The organism is Kitasatospora sp. NPDC002551, from assembly GCF_040296005.1.
In the GTDB taxonomy this organism is placed as follows: domain Bacteria; phylum Actinomycetota; class Actinomycetes; order Streptomycetales; family Streptomycetaceae; genus Kitasatospora.
On sequence record NZ_JBEOWI010000037.1, the window covers coordinates 20,315 to 44,891 of the forward strand.

The following is a 24,577-nucleotide window of genomic DNA, read 5'->3' on the forward strand; positions in this document are numbered from 1 at the left end:
GTGACACTCGTACACTCGTTGTGAGCAAGCGGAGGGGGGCTTCCAAGGACTCGCACGAGGAGAGTGGCACATGGGGATCGACCCGACGGCCGACGTCGACCGTTCCGACCCGGAGTACCGGCGCTGGCTCAAGGAGGCGGTCCGCAAGGTCCAGGCGGACGCCAACCGCTCGGCCGACACCCACCTGCTGCGCTTCCCGCTCCCGGCGGAGTGGGGCATCGACCTCTACCTCAAGGACGAGTCCACCCACCCGACCGGCTCGCTCAAGCACCGGCTGGCCCGCTCGCTGTTCCTGTACGGGCTCTGCAACGGCTGGATCCGCCCCGGCAAGCCGGTCATCGAGGCGTCCAGCGGCTCCACGGCCGTCTCCGAGGCGTACTTCGCGCAGCTCGTCGGGGTGCCGTTCATCGCGGTGATGGCCAAGTCCACCAGCCAGGCCAAGATCGACCTGATCGAGTTCCACGGCGGCGAGTGCCACCTGGTGGACCGGCCGGACGAGGTGTACGAGGCCTCGGCCCGGCTCGCCGAGGAGACCGGCGGCCACTACATGGACCAGTTCACCTACGCCGAGCGGGCCACCGACTGGCGGGGCAACAACAACATCGCCGAATCGGTCTTCGCCCAGCTGCGCCTGGAGCCGCACCCCGAGCCGGCCTGGATCGTGGCCACCGCCGGCACCGGCGGCACCTCGGCGACCATCGCCCGGTACGTCCACTACATGCAGTACGACACCCGGATCTGCGTCGCCGACCCGGAGAACTCCTGTTTCTTCGACGGCTGGGTGCACGACGACCCGGACGCGGTGTGCGAGCAGGGCTCGCGGATCGAGGGGATCGGGCGGCCCCGGATGGAGCCGAGCTTCGTGCCCGGGGCGGTCGACCGGATGATGAAGGTCCCGGACGCCGCCTCGATCGCGGCGGTGCGGATGCTGGACCGGGTGCTCGGCCGGAAGGCGGGCGCGTCCACCGGGACCGGGCTGTGGAGCGCGCTGCGGATCGTCGCGCAGATGCGGGCCGCGGGGGAGCGCGGCAGCGTGGTCACCCTGATCTGCGACCCGGGTGACCGCTACCTCGACAAGTACTACTCGGACGACTGGCTGGCGGGCGAGCGGATCGACATCGCGCCCTACCTGGCCGGCCTGGAGTCCTTCCTGTCCGGCGGCGCCTGGACGGGCTGACCGGCGGGCTGACGGGCCGACGGGCCGACGGGCCGACGCCGGGTCGGCGCTACGGCAGGCGGGGGGACGGGAGGTCGGCGGGGACGAGCAGTTGGAGGTCCTCGGTGGACGCGTCGGGGAGCTGGGCGATCCGCATGGCGTGCCGCTCGACCATGGTCTCGAAGACCTGGCGGGCGGTGCGGCCGTTGCCGAAGTTGGGGCCGCGCTCGATGCCGGCGAAGTGGTCGAGCAGGGCGCGCTCGGTGGCGTCGGCGAGCGCGTACTCGTGCTCGGCGCACTGGGCGCGGGCGATCTCCAGCAGCTCCTCGGCCGAGTAGTCGGGGAAGGTGATGGTGCGCGAGAACCGCGACGAGACACCGGGGTTGGCGGAGAGGAAGCGTTCCATCTCCGCGGTGTAGCCGGCCACGATGACCACCACCTCGTCCCGGTGGTCCTCCATCAGCTTCACCAGCGTGTCGATCGCCTCCCGCCCGAAGTCGCGGGCGCCGTCCTCCGGCGCCAGCGCGTAGGCCTCGTCGATGAACAGGACGCCGCCGCGCGCCCGGTCGAAGGCGGCGGCGGTGCGGATCGCGGTGGAGCCGATGTGCTCGCCGACCAGGTCCACCCGGGCCACCTCGACCAGGTGGCCGCGCTGCAGCACCCCCAGCGAGGCCAGGATCTCGCCGTACAGCCGGGCCACGGTGGTCTTGCCGGTGCCGGGGGCGCCGGTGAAGACCAGGTGGCGGCGGAGCGAGGGGGCCTTGAGCCCGGCCTGCCGCCGCCGCCGGCCGACCGAGATGAGGTCGATCAGCGTCCGCACCTCCTGCTTGACGGTGGCCAGGCCCACCAGCCCGTCGAGCTCGGCCAGCGCCTCGTCGGCGGGCCGGCAGTCCGGGATCGGCCCGATCACCGCCGCGGCGGGCGCGGAGGACGCCAAGGAGGTGGTGGCGGCCGCGAGTTGGGTGCGCGGGGCGGGGATCTCGGCGGCCGCGGCGGACGCGGGCGGCACGTCGTCCGAGGTGCACCCGTCGACCACCGGTCCGGGCTCGGAGAACTCGAAGCCGGCCCGCTCGTTCTGCTCGGCCCGGCACCGGGTGAGCACCGTGCGGCAGCCGTCGATGATGTGGAAGCCGAAGCCCTTGCCGTGCGAGACCCGGCAGTCCTCGAAGGTGCCGCGGCCCTGGGCGGAGACGTAGACGCCGGCGTCCGAACCGGCCCGGACGGTGCAGTCCCGCAGCACCGGGTCGGCGCCCTTGGTGACGATCACGCCGGTCGCCACGTCGGAGATCTCGCAGCCGGTCAGCACGCCCCCGCTGCCGTGGTCGCGGAACCAGAGGCCGGTGCCCGCCTCCTGGACCCGGCAGCCGGTGAGCGTCACCGTCGCGCCGCCGCTGACCGACACCGCCGAGCTGCGGATCCGGCTGAACGAGCAGCCCTCGGCGACCGCCGCGGAGTCCCGGTCCAGCACGAACAGCGCGTCCGGCAGGTCGTGCAGCGCGCAGTCGGTGAGCGTGAGCCGGGCGCCGTCGCTGACCCAGAGCGCCGGGTACTCGCCGTTCGAGCCGTGGATCTGGCAGGACTCGGCGCTCGCCTCGGTGCCCTGGTCCCAGACCGAGAGCGCCCCGCGCCCGAAGTCCCGCACGGTGGAGTGGACGAGGCTGAGCCGGGCACGGCCGCGCAGATCGGCGGCGTTCTCCGGGACGTCGTGCACCCGGCAGCCGGTGAGCACCAGCTCGGCCTCGCCGTCCAGGGTGAGCCCGTTGCCGGTGACCCGGTGGATCTCGCAGTCGACCAGCCGCCCGCCCGCCTGGGCCTCGGCCTGCACCCCGCTGCCGCGGATCTCGTAGATCTCGCAGCCGGTCAGCTCGGCCGCGCTGCCCGGGTCGGAGAGCAGCACGCCCGCGCCGGAGGCGTGGTGCACCCGGCAGCGCTCCAGCGCGGCGGTCGCGCCGCCCAGCACCGCGAGCCCCGCCTGGCCGGCGGCGGCGACCTCGCAGTCCTCGAAGGCGGCGGCGGTGCCGGCGCCGCGCAGCCGCAGCCCGAGGCCGTCGGGGTTGGCCACCACGCAGCCCCTGAGGGTCGGCCGGGCGCCGCCGGTCACCTCGACCCCGGCGGCCGAGCGGGTCTCCACCCGGCAGCCGGTGAAGGCGGGGGTGGCCTCCTCGCCGGTGACCAGGACGGCCGGGGAGGAGCGGTCGCTGCCCTCGATCACCAGGTCGCGGACGGCCGCCGCGGCGGTGACGGTGAGCGGCACCCCGCCCGGCGGGTCGATCCGGACGGTGCCGGGGCCCTGGGCGGCGACGACCGTCACGGCCTTGTCCACGACCACGTTCTCCCGGAAGGTGCCCGGCCGCACGGTCACCGTGTCGCCCGGTTCCGCGGCCGCCAGGGCCTCCGTGAGCGTGTCGTACTCGCCGGCGCGGCGCCGCCAGCGGGATGCGCTGTCCTGGGTGACCCGGACCCTGTGCTCAGCCATGACGGTCTGTCGTCCCCACCTTCATCGAGCCGGCGATCTGCGGACCGGACGCACGCGGACGCGGCGCGCCCGGACGCGGCGCACCGGGGTGCGCGGGTCGTCCGCCCACCGTAGCGCGCCCGCGCGGGTGCTCCGGTCCGCCCGCGGCACCGCCGTGTGCCCCGGCACCTGCTTCAACGAGCGCGCACACGTCCGGTTCCGGCACGCGGGTGCGGAAACGGGTGCGGAGAAGCGGGGACGGGGACGTCAGCCCCGCTCGTCGGCCGGCCAGTGCGCGCCGCCCTCCAGCACCTCGACCTCGTCGCCCAGCCGCAGCGTGCCGAGCACGTCGCCCTCGACGCCGGCCGGACGCTCCGGAATCAGGTTCTGCCCGAACGCCGCCTTCTTCAGCAGCCGGTGGTGCCGGGCCAGGGTGCGCAGCGGCTCCGGGCCGCGCCGCTCGCCGCTCTCCTGGTCGGTGGTGGTGACGACGCAGCGCCCGCACGGCTTGACCACCCGGAAGGCCAGCCCGCCGATCCGGATCCGCCGCCAGCCGTCCTCCGCCCAGGGCTCGCCGCCGGAGACCACCACGTTGGGGCGGAACCGCTCCATCGGCAGTTCCTCGTGGCCGTCCGGGTGCTCGGCGGCGATCAGCGCGTTGAGCTCGGCCAGCGAGGCGGTGGTGGTGAGCAGCAGCGGGAATCCGTCGGCCATCGAGACGGTGTCGCCGGGGGAGGAGAACGCCGGGTCGACGGGCCGGGCGCGCGGGTCGTCCAGGTGCACCAGCCGGTAGTCGCCGAGGTGCTCGGCGATCCACAGCTGGGCCTCCTTGCCGGCCTCGGCGGCACGGAAGCGGGTGCCCCAGACCTCGACGTCGGCGAGCGGGTCGCCGACCGCGCCGGCGGGGGAGGGGATCTCGGCGCGGGAGCCGTCGGGGGCGGTGAGGACGAGGGCGCCGTCGGCGGTGAGCTCGGTGCGGATCTGGCCCAGGGCGGCGTTCTCGCGCTGGCTGACGAACCGCCCGGTGGCGTCGGCGAGCATCCAGCGCCGGTCGCCGGCCAGGCCCCACGGTTCGACGCGGGCGCTCTCGGGGCTCAGGCGGTACATGGACTTGACGGGGTAGACGTGGAGTCCGGTGAGCTGCATTCCCCCATCCTGCCAGCCGTGTCCGGACCGGCGGCAGCCGCGGTCCGGGGCCGTCGGCACCCCGAACGCGCACGGACCGCCCGGAACGCCGGGTGGGGCGGCGTTCCGGGCGGTCCGTGGATGACCCGTTTCTCCGTACGCCCGGCGGATGTGGGTGCGCCGGGTGGTGCTAGGTGGTGCGGGTGCGGGCCGGGTGGGGCCGGCCCGGAGGTGTCAGTAGCCCTGGGCCTGCGGCTGGTAGCCCTGCTGGAACTGACCGGGCTCGCCGTACGGGCCGGGCCGCTGCGGCTGCATCGGCCGGACCGGGGCGACCGGGGTGACCGCCGGGCGCAGCTGGGCGCCGCCGAAGGACTGGTCGCCGGAGCCGCCGAAGCCGCCGGGCTGGCCGCCCTGGCCGGCGAAGCCCTGCTGGCCGCCGAAGGACTGCGGGCCCTGGGGCTGCGGCACGCCCTGCGGACCGGACGGGCCGCCCACCGGCTGCGCACCGAAGGTCTGCGGGCCGCCGTGGCCGCCGACGAAGGTGTTCTGGCCGCCGAAGCTCTGGCCGCCGGACGGCTGGTACCCGCCGGTGGCCGCCTGGCTGAAGCCGGGGGCCGGGGTCTGCGGGCGCTGGCCGGGCAGGTACGGCTGCGGGCCGCCGTAGCCGGGGACCGGTGGCTGCGGCGCGGCGGCGTACGCGGGCGCGGGCTGCGCCGGGATGTACGCGGTGGCCGGGCCGGAGGACGGCGCGCTGCTCGGGCCGGGGCCCAGGGCGAGGCGGGCCGGCGGCAGGGCGGGGAGGTTGCCGCCGGGACTGTCGTACCCGGTGCCGTACCGGTTGTTCTCGTAGGAGGGGCCGGACAGGCCGGAACCGTAACCGGTCGACAGGGCCGGCGGCAGGGCGGCCGGCACGTTGATGGGCGCGATCTGAGGGACACCGCGCTCTGCGACGAGGCTGTCGTAGATGGGCGTGCCGGAGGAGAAGGACGGAGAGGGGTAGCCGACTCCGTCGTAGGAGCGGGGCGAGGTCATGGGGCATACGGTAAGCCCACAACGAGCCTGCTGAGGAGACTGGGAGGCCGAGCAGTTCGAGTGTTTACACAAGCTTCGCCCGAACAAAGGTCTCGAAAGTAGGAAGAGCGGACATTCCGGCGGCGACTTCCGGCCACTGTCCGGCGGGTCCGAGGGGTCGAACGGGGTCCGTACTGAGGCGCCGAAGACCCGTGTGGTGACGGGACGGTGGACGGTTCGGGGACCGTCGAAGAAACTTCTGCGAGCGGGGCGCGAACCGGCGCATTCGAGCCCCCGCCGGGGGCGCGACGGGGGCTCGTGAATGTTTCGGGAATAAAGACCCCGTCAGGCCGTGAGCGGGCCGGTCGGGGTCGGTTCAGTGCACCGGGGCGGGCTGCTCGGCGGGGCCCGCCTGGGCCGGGAAGCCGGGCCGGCCGGCCACCTCGGAGGTGCAGAACGAGCAGCGCACCGCCAGGACCGGGATCGTGCTCAGGCACTCCGGGCAGTCCGCCTTGGCGACCGGCGCCGGCTTGGCGCCCTCCAGCCTGGCCTGGAGCCTGCCCACCGGCACCACCACGACGAAGTAGATCACCGCGGCCACCAGCACGAAGCTGATCAGCGCGTTGACGAACACCCCGTACGGGAAGCGGGTGCCGGCCACCTCGAAGGTCTTCTGGGTGAAGTCGCCGACCGCACCCGTGGCGACCCCGACCAGCGGGGTGAGGAACGCCGACACGAACCCGGTGACCACGGCCGTGAAGGCCGCGCCGATCACGATGCCGACCGCCAGGTCGACGACGTTTCCACGCAGCAGGAAGCTGCGGAATCCCTTGAGCACCGGGAACTCCAAATCCGTACGGGTGAGGTGGGACGGGACCACGGGCCCCGGCCGGACATCCTGCCGACCGCGCGGGCCCGCGGTCCAACCGCGTTCACCCGATCCGCGTAACGCGACCGAGGGCCGAGGCCGCCCGGTCAGGCGGCGCGCAGGCGCTCCGCGTACGGCTGGATCCGGGCCACCGCCTCGGCGATCCGGCGCACGGTGGCCGCGTCCATCTGCGACCAGAGCGGCACGGTGAGCACCGAGTCGGCGAGCCGGTCGGTGAGCGGCAGCGAGTCCGCCCGGCCGAGGTGGGCGTAGGCGCGCTGGCGCTGCACCGGCGGGTGGAAGTAGCGGCGCGAGTCGATGCCCTCGGCCCGCAGCGCCTCGGCGAGCCCGCGGGCGGTGAGGCCGAAGGCGGCGTCGTCCAGGATCAGCGTGAGGTCCTTGAAGGTGGAGGTGTCGCCCTCCTCCGGCAGGGCCAGGCGCAGCCCGGGCAGTCCGGCGGTGACGGCGGCGAACTCCTGGACCAGCGCGTTGCGGTGGGCCACCCGCTCGGTCAGGCCGGCCAGCCAGTTGAGGCCGACGGCGGCGTGCAGTTCGCTCATCCGCGCGTTCAGGCCGGGGAACAGGGTGTCGTAGTCGCCCGGGTTGCCGTAGTCGCGGGCGGTGCGCAGCCGGCGCGCGAGGTCGGCGTCGTGGGTGGCGACCAGGCCGCCCTCGCCGGCCACCGCGACCTTGGTCGGGCTCATCGAGAACACCTCGGCGTAGCCGAAGTTGCCGACCGGCACGCCCTTGCGGCGGCTGCCGAAGCCGTGCGCCGAGTCGTACACCAGCGGCACCCCGGCGGCGTCGGCGACCTCCTGGAGGCGCTCGACCTGGCAGGGCGTGCCGTAGACGTGGGTGGCCATCAGCGCGGCGGGCCGGTCGGCGGCGGCCAGCCGGGCGGCGGCGTCCTCGGGGTCGAGGGTGATGTCCCGCTCGCGGGCCTCGGCGAACACCGGGGTGCCGCCGGCCCAGTGCGCGGCGTGCGCGGTGGCGGAGAAGGTGAAGCCGGGCATCACCACCGGGCGGCGCCCGTCCACGCCGGCGGCCTGGAGGACCAGCATCAGGCCGGTGGTGCAGTTGGAGACCGCCACCACGTGCGGCACCTCCAGCAATCCGGCCGCCGCCTCCTCCAGTTCGGCGACGGTGCGGCCGTTGGTGAGCTGTCCGCTGTCGAGCACGGCGCCGAGCCGTTCCAGCAGCGCGGCGCGATCGGGCACCTGGACCCGGGTGAGCGGCAGCCCCTCGGGGAAGGCGGGCGTGCCCCCGAGGGCGGCGGGCAGGGCGAGAGTGTCGGTGGTGTCGGTGGTCATGGTGCGGTCGATCCCCCCTGGGACGGTGACGGTGACACGGCTGACGGTGGTGACACGGTTGACGGTGGTGACAGGGCGGGCGGTGGTGCCAGGGCGGGCGGCTCCGCCCGGTGCCGGGCGCCCCACTGCCCGGGCGCGACCCGCCACACCGGTGGCGGACGGCGGCCGGCGGCGGCCCCGCGGCTCGCGGCGGCGGCCGGCACGACCAGCAGCACCAGGGCGAGCGGCAGCACCTGGACCCGCTCGCGGGACAGGATGCCCATGTTGTTGATGGTCGAGAAGGCCCAGCAGAACAGCAGGGTGTAGACGGCGGCGAACGCCACGTAGGAGCGCTGCACGAACAGCCGGGGCAGCCGGCTCAGCCTCGGCCAGGCCCGGATGAACATCACCAGCAGGGCGAAGCACTCCACCGACTGGATGAGGTTCTGGATGTTGGACGCCTCGAACGGGAACGGGCGGAACAGCACGCTGATCACCGCGACCGGCAGGCCCGCCGGGTTGAGGCTGAACTTCGGCGCGGCGTCCTCGGGTGCGGTGGCGTTGATCATCGAGTTGCCCTGGCTGGTGCGTCTGGAGGTCTCCGTGAGCACCTGGCTGACGGCGTCGCCGCCGGTCCCGTCGGTGCCGAAGAAGGTGGAGACCTGCTGGAGCATCAGCACCGCCATCGCGCCCAGCACCACCGCGGTCAGGATCGTGCGCAGCGGCCCCAGCGCGCTGACCTGCTGCGGACGGCGGCGCAGCACGTAGGCGACCATCAGCCCGGCCCCGGCCAGCGCGGTGACGTGCGGGCGGACCATCGCGGTGCCCAGCGAGCCGAGCGCGATGCAGGCGAAGGCGCCGAAGCGGCGGTCCAGCAGCCGCGCGGTGCCGTAGGTGGTCAGGCCCAGGCAGAACATCATCCAGGCGTCCTTGCCGATGCTGGACGGCCAGAACAGCAGGGAGGGCAGGAAGAAGACCAGCTTGGCGTACTTGCGGGTGTCCGCCTCCGGGAAGGCGATCTGCAGCGCCCGCCAGAACAGCAGCAGGCCCCAGAAGCCCAGCCAGGAGAAGACCAGGAAGCCGCCGATCAGCGAGGGGCCGGTGATCGCGTAGACGACGCCGGTGACGATGATGATGAAGCCGGTGCCGGCCACCTTCATGCCCAGGTCGTAGTGGATCCCGCCGAAGAGGTCGGCCTGGTCGAGGTAGGCGGCGAGGTCGCTGCCCTTCTGGTGGTACATCTTGGCGTCGGCCGCGCCGCCGTAGAGCACGAAGGCCATCAGGTAGCGGGGGAAGGCGCAGAGCAGCTTGGCGGTCATCGCCAGCAGCAGCAGCCGGAAGACGTCCCGTTCGGGGTTGGCGGCGGCGATCCGGGCGAGCACCGGCGTGCTGACGGCCATCAGCGCCGGGAGGATCAGCAGCGCGCCCCAGGTGTCGTACGAGGTGTGCACCGAGGCGAGCACGAACAGCGTGACGTAGCCGGTGACCAGGGTGGCGGCGACGGCGGACGGCCAGGGGACGCGGCCGAGCACCGCCGTCGCCGTCCCGGTCGCGCCCGGGCCCCTGGGCGCCCCCGGCATCAGAACACCTCCAGGTCACCGAGGCTGAACCGCCAGTCGGCCAGGGTGAGCGGGGTGGGGCCGGCCGGGGTGCGGGCGACGAAGGTCATCCCGGTGCGCGGGGCCCGCAGGTAGCCGGTCCGCAGGGCGGCGTGGGCGGCCTCGGTGCCGGGGGAGAGGTGGGTGGCGACGTGGTCGCAGCCGCTCTCGCGGGCGGCGGCGCGCAGCAGGCGGGCGGCGCTGTCCCGGTCGCCGGGGCGGACGATCACCTCGGCGAGGGTGAACTCGGCGAGCGGGCCGCGCCGCCGGGGCCGGCCGACGGCCAGGCCGGTCAGTTCGCCGCCCCGGTCGACGGTGAGCACCCGGTAGTCCAGGCCGGGGGCCTCGCCGTAGCGCCAGCGCAGGAACTCCGGGGTGCGGTGGACGGCCAGCCGGTGGTCGGCGCTGTCGGCGGCGGCGCGCTCGCGCAGCAGCTCGGCCAGCGGGCCGCGCTCCCCGGCCTCTTCCCGGGCGGCCAGCCAGGCGGCGGCGGTGGGCAGCCGGCAGTCCTCGGCGGCAGGGCGCGCGGGCCCGGCCGGGCGGCGGGCGAGGGCGGCGCGCACGCCCCGGGCGAAGGCGGCGGGCCGCACGGCGCGCACCGTGATCGGCACCCGGCCCAGCTCCTGCCAGCCCATGCCCCGGTAGCCGCGCAGGCTGTCGGCGTTGGGGGTGTTGAACACCAGCGCGGTCTCGTCGGCGACCTGGTCGAGCAGTTCCACGGTGAGCCGGCGGAACACGCCCCGGCCCCGGAAGTCGGGGTGGGTGGCGGTGTCGACCGGGCGGACGGCGGCCACCGGGGCGCCGTCCTGCCGCCACTGCCAGCGCAGGAACAGCCGGACGCCGGCCAGCCGTCCGTCGGGGCTCTCGGCGACCATGCCGGGGCTGGCGCCGAAGGGGTTGCGGTGGTGCTTCCAGGCGAAGAACTCGGTGGTGCGGGTGCCGGTGGGACCGCCCGCCAGCGAGGTGGTGAGCAGGTCGAGCACGGCGGGCTGGTCGGATTCGGCGAGCGGGCGGAAGGTCAGCTCGGCGGGGGCGGGCAGGGCGCTCACGTCCGGACTCGCTCTCCCATCGGTGGTCGGGGGCTGTGGGGACACGTCGGTGGATCGGTGTTCGGCCGCCGGACGGCCGGGCCGGTCAGTGCCGCAGGACCCGCGCGTACACCGCCTCGACGGCGCGTTGGGCGCCGGCCACGTCGAAGCGCTTGGCGCGCTCCCGGGCGGCGGCCGCCAGCCGGGCGCGCAGGTCCGGCTCCGCGGCCAGCCGGTCGAGGGCACCGGCCAGCGCGGACGGGTCGCCGGGCGGGACGAGGAAGCCCTGCTCGCCGTCGTCCAGCACCTCGGGCATGCCGCCGACCCGGGTGACCACGGCCGGCAGTCCGCTGGTCATCGCCTCCATCAGCGCGACCGGCAGGCCCTCCTGGCGCGAGCTCAGGGTGAACACGTCCAGGGCGGGCAGCAGTGCGGGCACGTCGGCGCGCGAGCCGGCGAACACGACGGTGTCGGTGACGCCCAGCTCGGCGGCCCTGGCGCGCAGTTGGGCGTCCAGCGGACCGGCGCCGACCAGCAGCAGCCGGGCGTCCGGGCGGCGGCGCAGCAGCGCGGCGTGCGCGGCGAGCAGCGTCGCCTGGTCCTTCTTGGGCGTGAGGTTGCCGACCGTGCCGACCACGAACGCGTCGGCCGGCAGGCCGAGTTCCGCGCGGGCGGCGGCCCGGGCGGCCGGCCCCTCGGGGGCGCCGGCCAGGTCCGGGCCGTGGTGCACCACGGTGACCCACTCGCCGGGGCGGCGCCGGCCGGGCGGGATGCTCCGGGCGACGGCGCGCGAGACGGCGATCACCGCGTCGTTGCGCCGGTAGGTCAGCGCGTTGGCCCAGCGGGTGGCCGGGCGGTAGCGCTCCCAGACATTGTGCTCGGTGTGCACCAGCCGCGGACCGGCCCCCGCGAGGGTGGGGGCGAGCAGCCGGGCGGCGGCGGCCGGGACCGGCATGTGGGTGTGCACCAGGCCGAAGCGGCGGGCGGCGAGCAGCGCGCGCAGCCGCAGCGGCCAGCGCGGGTCGGCCCGGCCCGGGGTGCCGGGGACGCCGCCCAGGCAGTGCACGGCCACCCCGGCCTCGGCGAGCGCCGGGGCCAGCGCGTCCTTCCACGGCAGCACGTAGGCGACCTCGATGCGGTAGCGCGAACGGTCCGCGTGGCGCGCGCAGTTGAGGAGCAGCTGTTCGGCGCCGCCGCGGCCGAGGCCCTTGGCCAGCCAGAGCACCCGGGTGGGGGCGTGCGCGAGGCCGTCCGCCGGTCCGGCCGGGGACCCGTTCGACCCGCTCACCGCTCCTCCGCCTCGCGCAGCAGGGCCGGCTCGCCCTGGCCGCCGTCGTCCTCCCCGGCCGTGCGCCGCGCCCAGCTGGGCGTGGTCCGTCCGCCGCCGAGCTCGCCGGTGCGTGCCGCGCCGCGCTCCACCGCCGGTCCGGCCGGGCGCGGTGGAGCGGCGGGCGGCGGTGCGCCCCGTCCGGCCGTCCCCGTCGCCCCGGTGCCGCCCGCCGGGGTGCGCCGGCGGCGGCCGGAGGGCCCGTAGGTGCCGAGCAGCGCCACCCCGGCCACCGGGACCCCGGTGCGGGAGAGCAGCTCGGCCACCCGGTCGGCCTGTTCCGGAGTGACGTTTCCGCTGCGCACGGTGACCAGTACCGCGTCCGCGTGCTGCACCAGGTCGTAGGCGTCGTTGGCGTGCAGCAGCGGCGAGGTGTCGACCAGGATGACGTCCGCGTGCCGCCGGGCCCGGCGCAGCACCTCGCCGGCCCGCAGCACCAGCGCGGCCGGGTAGGCGGTGGTGTTGCCGCCGGTGATCAGCGAGACCCCGGCGACGTTGGTCGGCCGGACCAGGTCGTCCAGCTCGCCGAGCCGTTCGCCGCTGAGCAGTTCGGCCATCCCGGGCCCGTCGCCGACGCCCAGGTGGGCGTGCAGCTGCGGGTGGCGGAAGTCGCAGTCCAGCACGAGCACCTCCCGGCCGGTCTCGGCGAGCGCGGCGGCCAGGTTGGCGATGGTGATGGTCCGCCCGTCGCGGCTGCCGCCGGAGGCGACCAGGACCACCGGTGCGGGATCGGCGAGCCGGCGCGAGACGGTCTGGGCCGGGTCCCGGTCCTCGCCGCCGCCCGGGCGGGCCAGCGCGTCCGGGCCGGTGAGCAGCAGCGTCGAGCGCAGCGAGCGGTACGCCTCGGCGGCCGGGTCGGACGGCCGGGCGCGCACCAGCGGTTCGCGCACCCGCCGCTGACGGCGCGACAGGTGCGGCACCTCGCCGATCACCGGCAGGTTGAACGCCTCCTCGACCGCGTTGCGGCTGCGCAGCTTGGTGTCCATCCGGCTGAGCATCAGCGCCGCGACCACGCCGAGCGCCAGGCCGAGCACCACGGCGAGGCCGAGCCGCACGCTGCGGCTGGGCGAGGAGAGCAGGTTGCCGGTGCCCTGGCGGGCGTCGATGCTGCCCCACTGCTGGATGGCGTCGGTCTGGGCGCTGTTGGCGAGCTTGCTGATGGTGGTGAGGGTGGTGGTCAGCGAGGTGTTGGCGGCGGTCAGCTTGGGCTGCAGCTTGGGCTGGTCGGCGGCCGAGGACCGGTTGAACTGGGCCTGGATCTCGTTCAGTTGCTGCTGCTGGGCGTCCGCCTGGGCCTGCAGCTTCTTGATCGTCTCGGCGGCGCTGCGGGCCGACTCGTCGCTGTAGCCCTTGATGATCGCCGCCGAGTAGGCGGTGGCCAGGTCGGAGCAGGACTGCTTGGTCGGGCCGGTGGTGGCGATGGTCAGCATCTGCGGGCTGTCGGCGGTGACGGTCCGGCGGGCGATCACCTCGGAGGCGTCGGCGATGCCGAGGGCCTTGGCGGCGGCCGCCGCGACGTCCGCGCCCTGCGCGTAGGAGAGCACCTGGTCGGCGCGGACGGTGTCGCCCGCGCCGGCGACCGGGGTGATCGCGACCTTGCACTTCCATTTGGCGTTGTCCACCGTGTCGCCGGCCGGGGTCAGCAGCCAGCCGACGACCAGCGCGGCCAGCGTGCAGCCGACGAGCAGCCGCCAGTAGCGCCGCAGGACGGTGAAGTGGTTTGCCGGTTCCACCGGTTGGATCCCCTCGCGTTCGTGGTGCGGTGGTGCTGTCAGCGCCCGCCACGCCCCCGGCGGGAGCACGGCGGGTCCGGGTACCGCTGGGGTGTCACGCCCCTGGGCGTGACCGGACGGCCCTCGCGGGCACGGTGGAATCCCTCGGCTGGTGTCGCAACCCGCCCCCCTGACGACTCGCGGCCAACGTCTCGACGACGCGCTCCCCACGGCGTGGCCCGGCTCCGGCGGTGCACCAGGAACGGCGCAGGCCGACCGCCGCCCCCGCCGGTCCCCCTTGCGATGCTTCCCGAGCCCCGACGTGCGGCGCAACCGCTTTGCCGATACTCGTCCGGGAGATCCCCGAGGACCGGGCCCGGACCGCCGGGATCCGGACAGAACGGCCCCGCAGCGGCCCGGCCGGCGGGCGGGAGCGGGTGGTCAGACCGTCCGCAGCCGCAGCGAGCGCTCGTAGAACTCCACCATCTGCGCCGACACCTGGTGCAGCGTGAACGAGGTCAGGAACCGCGCCCGCGCGGCCTTCGACCGCACCCGCGCCGAGGCCCGGTCCTGCAGGGTGTCGGTCAGCGCCGCCGCCAGCGCGGCCGGCCGCTCCGGCGGCACCAGCCGCGCGTAGTCCTCCGAGCCCACCGTCTCGCGCAGCGCCGGCACGTCGGCGGCGACCAGCGGCACCCCGACCCCCATCGCCTCCATCGCCGCGCTGCCCAGTCCCTCCCAGCGCGAGGGCACGGCGAACGCGTCGGAGGCCGCCATCAGGTCGAACACGTCGTCGCGCGGCCCGAGGAAGCGCACCCCGGTCGTCGCCGAGGCCAGCGCCCGCAGCCGCTCGCTCTCCGTGCCCTCGCTGCCGGCCAGCAGCAGCACCGACTCCGGCTCCGCGCGCACCACCTCGGGCCAGGCCTCCAGCAGCACGTCCAGGCCCTTCTGGTACTGCTGACGGGCCGCCGCCAGCACCACCGGCACGTCCGGCGGCAGCTCCAGCGCGGTGCGCACCGCGGCCCGCCGGTCCGGCGTCACCGTGCCCAGGCGCTCCGGGTCCCGCCCGCGCGGCACCACGTCGATCCGCTGGGCCGGCACCCGCAGCCGGCGCGCCATCGCCCCGGCCACGTAGCGGGTCAGCGCGTGGAAGCGCCGGGTGCCCTGGGCGGTCGCCGCGTCCACGGTCTGCGCGGCCCGCACCTTCCACGGGCTCAGCCCGCGCGCGTTGCGGTGCTCCGGGCCGTACGACGCGTTGACCAGGCTGGTCACCACCGGGGTGCGGGCGGCCAGCGCGGCCGCCCGGCCGAGCACGTCCGACTCGTACAGCGTCGTGTGCACCAGGTCGGGACGGCGCTCGCGGACCAGCCGGTGCAGGGCGGTGACCGTGCGTCCCCGGGTGCTCCGGCCGACCCCGAACACGTCGGCCCCGGCGGCGGTGAGCTCCGGCTGGAAACCGCCGGGGGAGTCCTTGAGGTAGGCGACGTCGAGCTTCACCCCGGCCCGCACCAGCTGGGGGGCCATCGCCACCAGGCCCTGCTCGGCCCCACCGACCCGGCTCACGCTGTCGATCACATAGAGCACATGCACAGGCCAACCCCCGCCCTCCTGGGCGCGCCCGGTCTCCCGTGCCGGGACGGCACCCTGACTGCCGCTCAGCATCGCAGGTCGCGACCGGCACCCGCCAGCGATTCGGCCACACGGGGAGGCCCCCGACGGGACGGTGCCGAACCGTGCGGGGGCGGACGACAGCGCTGAACGGGGCGCGCGGACCCTTCGAGGGGCGCACGACGGCTCCCGTCCGGCGCCTTTCCGGAGTACCAGCGCCGTCGCGCGGACCACCGCCGGGTTGCGCGAAGGGGTCGTCCCAGGCCGGAGGCTGTGCCAAGGTCGTTCCCATGCCTGAAGCGACACCGGTCAGGACGACCGGAACCCGCCCCCGCATCCTCCACCTGATCACCGATCCACGCCGTCGCGGCGCGCAGAGTCTCGCCCGCGACCTCCACCGCGAACTGCGCCGCCGGGGCCAGGCCTCCGCGCTGCGCGCCCTCGCCCCGCACCCGGACGCCCACCCGGACGCCCCCGACACCCGCGGCACCACCGTGCTCGGCCCCGGCCGCCTCCACCCCCGTACCCTCGGCGCCCTGCGCACCGCCGCCCGCACCGCCGACCTCGTCGTCGCCCACGGGTCGTCCACCCTGCCCGCCTGCGCCCTCGCCCTCGCCGGCACCCGCACCCCGTTCGTCTACGTCTCCATCGGCGACCCCCGGCACTGGACGGCGGGAGCGGTCCGCCGGCTGCGCACCGGCGCCCTGCTGCACCGCGCCGCCGCCGTCACCGCCCTCGCCGACGGGGCCCGCGACCTGCTCGTCGAACGCTTCCGGCTGCCCGCCGCCAGCGTCCGCACCATCCCCAACGCCCGCTCCGCCGACCGCTACCCGCCGGCCCGCGACGAGGCCGAGCGGCGCGCCGCCCGGCAGGGCCTGGGCCTGCCGCCGGACGGCCTGCTGGTCGCCTGGCTCGGCGCGATCGCCCCCGAGAAGCGCCTCGACCTCGCCCTCGACGCCCTCGACCGGCTCCCCGACGTGCGGCTCGCCGTCGCCGGCGACGGCCCGCAGCGCACCGCCCTGGAGCGACATCCGGCCGCCGCCCGGGCCCACTTCCTGGGCACCCTCGCCGACCCGGTCCCGCTCTACCGGGCCGCCGACGCCGTCCTGCTCACCAGTGACAGCGAGGGTGTGCCCGGGGTGCTGATCGAGGCCGCGCTGGCCGGCCTGCCGGCCGTCGCCACCGACGTCGGCTGGGTCAGCTCGGTGGTCCGGGACGGCACCACCGGCGTGCTGGTCGCCCCCGGCGACCCGTCCGCCCTCGCCGAGGCGCTGGCCACGGTGCTGGCCGGGGACCGTGCCGGACTCGGCGCCGCCGCCCGCGCCCACGCGCTGGCCCACTGCGAGCTCGACGTGGTGGCCGACGCCTGGCAGAAGCTGTTCAGCGAGGTCTGTGCCCGCGGCGGACCGGCCGGACGCGGCTGACGCGTCCCGGTGCGCCGGGCCGGGTGCGCTTTTCGAGCGAATCCCGGCCCGACGCACCGGGACGACTGGCTGCCGACCCGCCGTCACGCGTCACACTCCCCGGTGTGAAGTCGATCCTTCGAACCACCCTGCTGCTGGCCGTCGCCGCCGGGATCGCCGCGTCCCCCCTCCAGGCCGCCGCCGCCAGCCACCAGCCGCCCCGCGAGGGCTTCCCGTTCTCCCGCCTCGACACCATCCAGCCGGTGCGCGAGAACGCCCGCACCGAGGCGCTCGAGTTCTTCTGGTACGACTGCGGGCACTCCCAGGCGCTCGAGCAGCCGCTCCAGGCCTGGACCGAGCGGCACCGGGACGACGTCGACCTGCGCCGCGTCCCGGCGATCTGGCAGGGCAGCCGCGAGGAGACCGCGCAGCGCGGCCACGCCCGGCTGTACTACACGCTGGAGCGCCTCGGCCTGGTCGAGCGCCTGCAGACCGAGGCCTTCCGGGCGGTGCACACCAACGAGCAGGACGTCACCACCGAGGAGACGGCCGCCGCCTTCGCCCGCGGCCAGGGCGTCGACGAGCAGCGCTTCCGCGAGGCGTACCGCTCGGAGGAGGTCGCCCGCGCGGTCGACGAGGCCGCCGCGCTCTTCGTGCGCCACGGCATCAACGAACTGCCCACCGTGATCGTCCAGGACGAGTTCCGCACCTCGCCGACCAACGCCGGCGGCGTCGAGGCGATGCCCGAGGTGATGGACCACCTCGTCGCCCAGGACCAGCAGCGCCACCCGGCCCACACCCTGCACTGACCCTCCGTCACCACCCCCCCCGTCCGCCCCGGCGGGTCGGCCGCTATCGGTCGACCCGCCCCTTTTCGGTCTCCTCCCGGGCCGTGATCCGGTGACCTTCACCGAACCGACCCCCGGCAGCCACACTCTGTGCCAGAGTGGGCCCGGGCCGCGCCGCCGACGGCGTCAACAGCCGCTGTGACGGGCCCACTTCTCGATACCGCCGGTACCGGAGAGGGCAGGTGTCCGTGGGGGGACAACGCGCGCCGCTCGTCGACGAGCGCGACAGCCAGACAACGCAGGCCCCGGAGCGGCGCCCGTCGGCCGCCGACGGGCCGCCGCCCGAGCTGATCTTCAAACGCCGGCTCCGCCCGGCCCAGGTGGCCCGCGAGCTGTGGGGCGCCCGTGAGCTCGTCCGCGCGCTCGCCGAGCGCGATCTGCGCGCCCGCTACAAGCAGGCCGTGCTCGGCTTCGCCTGGGCGGTGCTCACCCCGCTCGCGCTGTGCGCCATCTTCACCCTGGTGTTCCGCCGCGCCGTGCACGTCGAGACCGAGGGCGCCGCGTACCCGCTGTTCGCCTACGTCGGCCTGATCGTCTGGCAGTTCTTCAGCAACACCATGAACCAGGGCGCGCTGAGCCTGGCCAACAACCTCAGCCTGCTCAACAAGGTGTACTGCCCGCGCGAGGTCTTCCCGCTCGCCACCATGCTGGTCGCCACCGTCGACATGCTGATCGGCACCGCCGTGCTGGGCCTGCTCTTCCTGGTCTTCTGGACCGCCCCCGCGGCGACCTTCCTGTGGGTGGTGCCGCTGCTGGGCATCCAGTTCGCCTTCACCTACGGCATCGCCCTGGTCCTGTCGGTGGCCGTGGTGTACCTGCGCGACGTGCGCCACCTGCTGCCGATCATCACCCAGATGGGCGTCTTCGCCACCCCCGTCGCCTACCCGCTGGCCCAGATCCCGGAGCGCCTCCAGGAGGTGTACGTCGGCGTCAACCCGCTCGGCGCCGTGATCGAGGGCTACCGCAACGCGCTGCTGTACGGCCGGGCGCCCGACGCCGCGCTCACCACGATCGCCGCGGTCGCCTCGGTGGTGTTCCTGGTCGGCGGCTACCTGCTGTTCAAGAAGCTGGAGACGGGGATCGCCGATGTCGCCTAGCCGGACCCTCCCGCTCGGGACCATCCGCACCGAGCAGGTGTGGAAGCGCTTCAAGGCCGACCAGCAGCGGATGCTGCTGCGCGACAAGGTCGACTCCCTGGCCCGCCGGCTGCGCGGCGAGAAGGGCGAGGACTGGCGCTGGGCGCTGCGCGACATCTCGATGCACGTCGAGCCGGGCGAGTCGGTCGGCCTGATCGGCTCCAACGGCTCGGGCAAGTCCACCCTGCTCAAGATGCTGACCCGGGTGATGTACCCGTACGGCGGGGTGATCGACGTGCGCGGCCGGATCGGCGCGCTGATCGAGATCCGGGCCGGCATCCACCCCGACCTGACCGGCCGGGAGAACATCTACCTGTTCGGCGCGCTGCTCGGCCTGCGGCGGCGCGAGGTGGCCACCCGCTTCGACGACATCGTCGAGTTCGCCCGGCTCGGCGGGGCCATCGACCGGCAGGTGAAGTTCTACTCCTCCGGCATGCAGATGCGCCTGGGCTTCGCCGTCGCCGCCTACCTGGAGCCGCACGTGCTGCTGGTGGACGAGGTGCTGGCGGTCGGCGACGCGGTGTTCCAGCAGCGCTGCCTGGACCGCATGCGCGAGGTCGCCGAGCAGGGCACCACCATCGTCTTCGTCTCGCACGACCTGCCCGCCGTGGAGTCCATCTGCCGGCGCGGCATCTGGCTGGAGCAGGGCTCGGTCCGGGTGGACGCCGGGATCAAGGAGGCGATGGCCGGCTACCGCGACTCCATCGAGGCGCAGTCCGAGGCCGGCGGCCGCACCGGCGAGCCGATCCAGCTGCTCAAGCACGAGGTGCGCGGCGAGGACCGGGAGAGCCTCACCACCGACGAGCCGATGACCGTCGAGCTCACCCTGGGCGGCGACTACCGGGGCGACGCGACCCTGCACCTGGGCGTCAGCGAGGGCACCTCCAGCCCGATCTTCCAGATCAGCCACGAGATCCGGCTCACCGGCGGGGACCGCCGGGTGGCCTGCGTGATCCCCCGGCTGCCGCTGCCGCGCGGCCGCTTCACGCTCTGGGCCGGCGTCTACAGCATCGGGAAGACCGACGGCGGCACCCTGATGAGCTGGCACTCGGTGGGCCAGTTCGACGTGTTCGGGCCGATGCTGGACTCCCCGCCGCGCGCCGTCGTGCTGGCCGCGCCGGTGTTCGTCCCGCACCACTGGGAGGAGTGAGGCGTGCGACCGGTCCGGGTGCTCGTCCATCTCAACAACCTGGCCCTGGGCGGCGCCCAGCTGAACGCCGTCGACATCGCCCGCACCCTGCGCGACCGGGGCCACGACCCGGTCCTGTTCGCCCAGGGCGTGGCCGGCCCGGCGCCGCTGGTCGACGTCGCCGCCGGGCACGGTCTGGACGTGGTGGTGGCGGGCGGGCCCGACACCCCGCGCGCCGAGGTCCGGCGCCGGCTGGGCCGGCTGGCCGCCGAGCACGGCAGCCAGCTGCTGCACGCCTGGGAGGTCCGGGCGGCCCGCAACGCCTACTTCGGGCCCGGGCGGTTCGGCCGGCTGCCGGTGGTCACCACCTTCTACGGCATCCGGATGCTGCGCGGCCTGCCCCGGCACCAGCCGCTGGTGCTGGGCCTGGGCGCGCTGATGGGCGACGGCCGGGCCTTCGGGCACCGGGACGTCAGCCTCATCGAGCCGCCGGTGAACACCGCCACGGACGCCCCCGGGCTGGTCGACGGGGCGGCGTTCCGGCGCGAACACGGCATCGCGGACGACGAGTTGCTGCTGGTCATCGTCACCCGGCTGGTGCCGGCGCTGGAGAAGGACGCCGGCGCGGAGCTCACCGTGGACGCCGTCCGCCGGATGGACGACCCGCGGGTGCGGCTGGTGATCGTCGGAGCCGGCCCCAGCCTGGAGCCGCTGCGCGCCCGGGCGGCCGCCGCCAACGCGGAGCTCGGCCGCCCGGCGGTGCTGGTCCCGGGGCAGCTGGCCGACCCGCGCCCGGCGTACCAGGCCGCCGACATCGTCCTCGGCATGGGCGGCTCGGCGCTGCGCGGGCTCGCCTTCGGCAAGCCGGTGGTGGTGCACGGCGCGGCCGGCTACACGGCCGTGCACGAGCCGGGTCCGCTGGTCGAGCCGCACGCCTCGCGCTGCATGTACGGCTTCGGCGACGGCTCGCGCGCCCCCGAGGCGCTGGCCGGCCGGCTGCGCGGGCTGCTCGACGACCCGGCGCGCCGGGCCGAACTGGGCGCCTGGGGGCGGGAGTGGGTGGTCGGCCGGTTCTCGCTGGAGAGCGTCACCGGCGCCTTCGAGGAGCTCTACGCCCGGGTGCTGGACCGGCCCGCCCGGGCGGTGGGCTGGCTGAAGGACCTGGAGCAGATGACCCGTTACGAGTTCACCAAGCCGGCCGCGCTGCGGCTGCTGGGACGGTGACGCCGCCACAGCTCTATCTCTAACCCTTGCTCACGTGTTTAATGGTTAGCATGAGCGAGCTGACGATCCCGCACGTCCACCACCGCCGCGTCGACGTCGACGGCCTGCGTGTCTTCTACCGGGAGACCGGGCCGGCCGACGCCCCCGTGCTCCTGCTGCTGCACGGTTTCCCGTCCGCCTCCCACCAGTTCCGCCGGCTCTTCGACGCACTCGGCACCCGCCACCGGCTGATCGCCCCCGACTACCCGGGCTTCGGCCACAGCGACAGCCCCGCCCCCGGCGCCTTCCCCTACCGCTTCGACACCCTGGCCGACGTCGTCGAGGGTTTCTGCCGGGCCCTCGGCCTCGACCGCTTCGCCCTCTACGTCTTCGACTTCGGCGCCCCCGTCGGCCTGCGGCTCGCCACCCGCCACCCCGAGTGGATCACCGGCCTGGTCGTCCAGAACGGCAACGCCTACGAGGAGGGACTCTCCGACCGGGCCCGCGCGTTCATCGCCAACCGCCCCGGCGTCGAGGGCGCCGCCGACCGCGTCCGCGAGATCCTCACCCTGGAGATCACCCGCTCCCAGTACGAGGGCGGCACCGGTGATCCCACGCTGGTCGCCCCCGACGGCTGGACCCTCGACCAGCACCACCTCGACCTGCCCGGCCGCAAGGACATCCAGGTCGAACTCGCCCTCGACTACCACAACAACGTCGAGCTCTACCCCGTCTGGCAGGAGTGGCTGCGCACCCGGCGTCCGCCCACGCTCGTCGTCTGGGGCCGCAACGACCCGTTCTTCACCGAGCCCGGCGCCCGCGCCTACCTGCGCGACGTGCCCGACGCCGAACTCCACGTCCTCGACACCGGGCACTTCGCCCTGGAGGAGAAGCTGCCCGAGATCGCCCCGCTGATCGACGGCTTCCTCGTCCGGATCAGTCGCAGCGCAGCAGCAGCGTGACGAAGCCGAGCGTCCCCCGGTAGCCGTGCAGCCACTCGGCGCGGTGCAGGTCGGCCGCCGCCCTGGCGGCCCCGGCGTCCGGGTGCTCCGGGTGGTCCAGCGCCCACTCGGCCAGCGTGCCCGTCCAGGAGAACTCGTAGTCGTCCCACTCCCGCGGGCTGCTCACATGGCCGGTCACCGGCGTCCAGCCGTCCGCCGCCACCCGGTCCACCGTGGTCGCGAGGTCCGCGTACTCCCCGGGCGCGGCGCCGAGCGCGGCCAGCGCCGCCGCCGAGGGCTCGCGCTCCCAGAACCCCTCGCCCACCAGCACCCGGCCGCCCGGCGCCAGGTGCTCCCGGGCGGCCGCCAGCGCCGGCAGCAGACCGCCGAAGACGTGCGTCGCGCCGATGTTCAGGACCAGCTCGAAGGGCCGGCGGTCGGTGAACTCCCGGGCGTCCAGGTGGTGCAGGTCGATCCGCCGCTGCACCCCCAGCGCCTCGGCCGACTCCCGGGCCAGGGTCAGCGCCGCGGCGTCCAGGTCCACCCCGGTCGCCCGCCAGCGCGGCCGCGCGCTCAGCGCCCGCAGCAGCCAGGCGGCCCGCCCGCACCCCAGGTCCAGCGCCCGCCCCTCGTCCGCGGCGAGCGCCCGGTCCAGCAGCGCCGCCACCGACCCGTCGGAGAGCGGCGCGGCGATCGGGTGGCGGGCGTGCGCGAGCCGGGAGATCGTCTGACGGTCCATCCGACCAGTGTGGACCAGCCGGGCTCAGTACGTCCGGCCTTTCCAGGCGGCCCCCCGGCCGCGCCAGTGCTGCACCGCCGAGTCGACTGTCATCAGCAGGTAGAGCGAGGCCGTGAACGGCAGCAGCAGGGCGGCCGGCGGCGGCTGCCGGTAGTAGCGCAGCATCGGCACGAAGGTCCCCGCCATCAGCGCCCAGGCCGCCCCGCCCGCCGCCGCCACCGGCCAGGCACCCGCCGCGATCCCCGCCACCGTCGCCACCGGCGGCACCAGGTAGACGAGCGCCAGCCCCAGCACCGTCCCCAGCAGCAGCACCGGCGAGTGCCGCAGCTGGGCGTAGGCACTGCGCGACACCATCCGCCACAGCTGCGCGAGGCGCGGGTACGGCCGCACGCTGTCCACCTGCTCGGCCAGCCCCAGCCAGGTCCGGCCGCCGGCCGCCTTCACCGCCCGGGCCAGCGACACGTCGTCGATCACCGCGCCCCGGATCGCCGCCACCCCGCCCGCCCGCTCCAGCGCCTCCCGGCGCACCAGCGAGCAGCCGCCGGCCGCCGCGGCCGTCCGCGCCCCGGGCCGGTTGCTCCACCGGAACGGGTACAGCTGGGCGAAGAAGTACACGAAGGCCGGCACGATCAGCCGCTCCCAGCCCGTCTCCACCCGCAGCCGGGCCATCTGGGACACCAGGTCCAGCCGCGCGCTCTGCGCCGCGGCCACCAGCTCGGCCAGCGAGTCCGGGCCGTGCGCGATGTCCGCGTCGGTCAGCAGCAGGTACTCCGCGTCCGGCCCGGCCAGCTCCACCCCGTGCCGCAGCGCCCACAGCTTGCCGGTCCACCCCGGCGGCAGCGGGGGAGGGGTGGTCACCGTCAGCTCCAGGCCCTCCGGGGTGGCGAGCGAGCGCGCCAGCGCGCCCGTCCCGTCCGAACTGTGGTCGTCCACCAGCACCACCCGGGCCCGCCCCGGGTACTTCTGCGCCAGCAGGCCGGGCAGCGACACGGGCAGCACCCCGGCCTCGTCCCGGGCCGGCACCACCACCGCCACCTGCGGCCAGCGCTCCGGCGGCCGGCGCTCCGGCAGCCGCACGTCGGTGCGCCAGAACAGCCCGTGGCAGCCCGCCAGCCAGAGCCAGACCAGCAGGGAGAACGCGGCGATCCACAGCAGGACGGTCACCCGGGCAGTCTGCCGCACGGGAGGCCTCCAGGGGGCCATCGGCTAAAGTCTTGACCTGTGAAGATCGCACTGATGGACTCGGGAATCGGCCTGCTGGCCGCCGCCGCCGTACTCCGGAGGCTGCGTCCGGACGTCGACCTGGTGCTCTCCTCCAACCCCGCCTCGATGCCCTGGGGCCCGCAGACGCCCGAGGAGATCACCGAACTCGCCCTCGGCTGCGCCCGGGCCGCCGCCGAGTACCGGCCGGACGCGCTGATCGTCGCCTGCAACACCGCCTCCGTCCACGCGCTCGCCGCGCTGCGCGCCGAGCTGGAGCCCGGACTGCCGGTCATCGGCACCGTCCCGGCGATCAAGCCGGCCGCCGCCATCGGCGGCCCGGTCGCCATCTGGGCCACCCCGGCCACCACCGGCAGCCCGTACCAGCGCGGGCTGATCCGCGACTTCGGCGGGACGGCCGACGTCACGGAGGTCGCCTGCCCCGGGCTCGCCGACGCCATTGAGCACGGCGACGACGCGGCCATCGAGGCGGCCATCGCCGCCGCGGCCGCCCGCACCCCGGCCGGCACGGCGGCCGTCGTCCTCGGCTGCACCCACTACGAACTGGTCGCCGAGCGCATCCGCGCCGCCGTCGCCCCGACCGCCCTGCCGTCGCTGACCCTGCACGGCTCCGCCGAGCCGGTCGTCGCCCAGGCCCTGCGCCGCGTCCTCGACCCCGCCCGCGAGGGCGGCGCCACCCTCACCGTCCTCCACGCCGGTGCCCCCGCCACCCTCCCGCCCGCCGCCCTCACCTACACCCAGGCCCTCCCCTTCACCGCCTCCGCCCCCTGACCCCGACCGCCT

General features: G+C 75.3%; 20 protein-coding genes. 8 read left to right on the top strand and 12 right to left on the bottom strand.

Annotated elements, in window-relative coordinates; translation table 11 throughout:
• Positions 1–70: 70 nt before the first annotated feature.
• Positions 71–1,177 (top strand): PLP-dependent cysteine synthase family protein, encoded by a 1,107-nt coding sequence (locus ABT093_RS27165; RefSeq protein WP_350568923.1) that lies wholly within the window; start codon positions 71–73, stop codon positions 1,175–1,177.
• 49 nt (positions 1,178–1,226) lie between these two features.
• Here ABT093_RS27165 and ABT093_RS27170 read toward each other — a convergent pair whose 3' ends face one another.
• The 10 genes from ABT093_RS27170 to ABT093_RS27215 all read right to left on the bottom strand — a co-directional run bounded on the left by ABT093_RS27170 (position 1,227) and on the right by ABT093_RS27215 (position 15,129).
• Positions 1,227–3,632 (bottom strand): right-handed parallel beta-helix repeat-containing protein, encoded by a 2,406-nt coding sequence (locus ABT093_RS27170; RefSeq protein ID WP_350568925.1) that lies wholly within the window; start codon positions 3,630–3,632, stop codon positions 1,227–1,229.
• A 246-nt stretch (positions 3,633–3,878) separates the two neighbouring features.
• The gene (locus ABT093_RS27175) at positions 3,879–4,757 is read right to left on the bottom strand and encodes an MOSC domain-containing protein (RefSeq protein WP_350568927.1); all 879 of its coding nucleotides are present in this window, start codon (positions 4,755–4,757) and stop codon (positions 3,879–3,881) included.
• Positions 4,758–4,970: 213 nt separating this feature from the next.
• Positions 4,971–5,768 carry a DUF6643 family protein gene (locus ABT093_RS41050; protein WP_502884326.1) on the bottom strand — a complete coding sequence of 266 codons (798 nt, stop codon included), beginning with the start codon at positions 5,766–5,768 and terminating at the stop codon, positions 4,971–4,973.
• 355 nt (positions 5,769–6,123) lie between these two features.
• On the bottom strand, positions 6,124–6,585 hold the full coding sequence (gene mscL, locus ABT093_RS27185) for a large conductance mechanosensitive channel protein MscL (RefSeq protein WP_350568929.1): 462 nt from the start codon (positions 6,583–6,585) through the stop codon (positions 6,124–6,126).
• 137 nt (positions 6,586–6,722) lie between these two features.
• Complete coding sequence (locus ABT093_RS27190) at positions 6,723–7,925, bottom strand: DegT/DnrJ/EryC1/StrS family aminotransferase (RefSeq protein WP_350568931.1); 1,203 nt, start codon at positions 7,923–7,925, stop codon at positions 6,723–6,725.
• Entirely contained in the window at positions 7,922–9,484 is a 1,563-nt protein-coding gene (locus ABT093_RS27195; protein ID WP_350568933.1) for a hypothetical protein, read from the bottom strand. The genes ABT093_RS27190 and ABT093_RS27195 overlap by 4 nt, the downstream gene beginning before the upstream one ends.
• Positions 9,484–10,551, bottom strand: a complete 1,068-nt coding sequence (locus ABT093_RS27200; protein ID WP_350568935.1) for a GNAT family N-acetyltransferase — start codon at positions 10,549–10,551, stop codon at positions 9,484–9,486. The genes ABT093_RS27195 and ABT093_RS27200 overlap by 1 nt, the downstream gene beginning before the upstream one ends.
• A gap of 85 nt (positions 10,552–10,636) precedes the next feature.
• Positions 10,637–11,818, bottom strand: coding sequence for a glycosyltransferase (locus ABT093_RS27205; protein ID WP_350568937.1), 1,182 nt, complete (start codon positions 11,816–11,818; stop codon positions 10,637–10,639).
• Positions 11,815–13,590: a CpsD/CapB family tyrosine-protein kinase gene (locus ABT093_RS27210; RefSeq protein ID WP_350568939.1), complete on the bottom strand. Its 1,776-nt coding sequence runs from the start codon at positions 13,588–13,590 to the stop codon at positions 11,815–11,817. The genes ABT093_RS27205 and ABT093_RS27210 overlap by 4 nt, the downstream gene beginning before the upstream one ends.
• A gap of 420 nt (positions 13,591–14,010) precedes the next feature.
• A complete protein-coding gene (locus tag ABT093_RS27215) occupies positions 14,011–15,129 on the bottom strand; it encodes a glycosyltransferase family 4 protein (RefSeq protein WP_350568941.1) in 1,119 nt (372 codons plus the stop codon).
• A gap of 335 nt (positions 15,130–15,464) precedes the next feature.
• Between ABT093_RS27215 and ABT093_RS27220 the strand changes: the two genes are divergently transcribed.
• The 6 genes from ABT093_RS27220 (at position 15,465) to ABT093_RS27245 (ending at position 21,855) form a co-directional block, all read left to right on the top strand.
• A complete protein-coding gene (locus tag ABT093_RS27220) occupies positions 15,465–16,598 on the top strand; it encodes a glycosyltransferase family 4 protein (RefSeq protein WP_350568943.1) in 1,134 nt (377 codons plus the stop codon).
• Positions 16,599–16,702: 104 nt separating this feature from the next.
• Positions 16,703–17,386 (top strand): thiol:disulfide interchange protein DsbA/DsbL, encoded by a 684-nt coding sequence (locus ABT093_RS27225; protein ID WP_350568945.1) that lies wholly within the window; start codon positions 16,703–16,705, stop codon positions 17,384–17,386.
• A gap of 221 nt (positions 17,387–17,607) precedes the next feature.
• A complete protein-coding gene (locus tag ABT093_RS27230; RefSeq protein ID WP_350568947.1) occupies positions 17,608–18,522 on the top strand; it encodes an ABC transporter permease in 915 nt (304 codons plus the stop codon).
• Positions 18,512–19,711 (top strand): ABC transporter ATP-binding protein, encoded by a 1,200-nt coding sequence (locus ABT093_RS27235; protein WP_350568949.1) that lies wholly within the window; start codon positions 18,512–18,514, stop codon positions 19,709–19,711. The genes ABT093_RS27230 and ABT093_RS27235 overlap by 11 nt, the downstream gene beginning before the upstream one ends.
• A 3-nt stretch (positions 19,712–19,714) precedes the next feature.
• Positions 19,715–20,914 (top strand): glycosyltransferase family 4 protein, encoded by a 1,200-nt coding sequence (locus ABT093_RS27240; protein ID WP_350568950.1) that lies wholly within the window; start codon positions 19,715–19,717, stop codon positions 20,912–20,914.
• Between the two features lie 50 nt (positions 20,915–20,964).
• The gene (locus tag ABT093_RS27245; protein WP_350568952.1) at positions 20,965–21,855 is read left to right on the top strand and encodes an alpha/beta fold hydrolase; all 891 of its coding nucleotides are present in this window, start codon (positions 20,965–20,967) and stop codon (positions 21,853–21,855) included.
• Here the strand turns inward: ABT093_RS27245 and ABT093_RS27250 are convergent.
• Positions 21,830–22,573 (bottom strand): SAM-dependent methyltransferase, encoded by a 744-nt coding sequence (locus tag ABT093_RS27250; RefSeq protein WP_350568954.1) that lies wholly within the window; start codon positions 22,571–22,573, stop codon positions 21,830–21,832. The genes ABT093_RS27245 and ABT093_RS27250 overlap by 26 nt on opposite strands.
• A 24-nt stretch (positions 22,574–22,597) precedes the next feature.
• Positions 22,598–23,776, bottom strand: coding sequence for a glycosyltransferase (locus tag ABT093_RS27255; protein ID WP_350568956.1), 1,179 nt, complete (start codon positions 23,774–23,776; stop codon positions 22,598–22,600).
• A gap of 18 nt (positions 23,777–23,794) precedes the next feature.
• Here ABT093_RS27255 and ABT093_RS27260 point away from each other — a divergent pair, with 18 nt between their 5' ends.
• Positions 23,795–24,565, top strand: coding sequence for a glutamate racemase (locus ABT093_RS27260; RefSeq protein WP_350568957.1), 771 nt, complete (start codon positions 23,795–23,797; stop codon positions 24,563–24,565).
• The last annotated feature ends 12 nt before the right edge of the window (positions 24,566–24,577 follow it).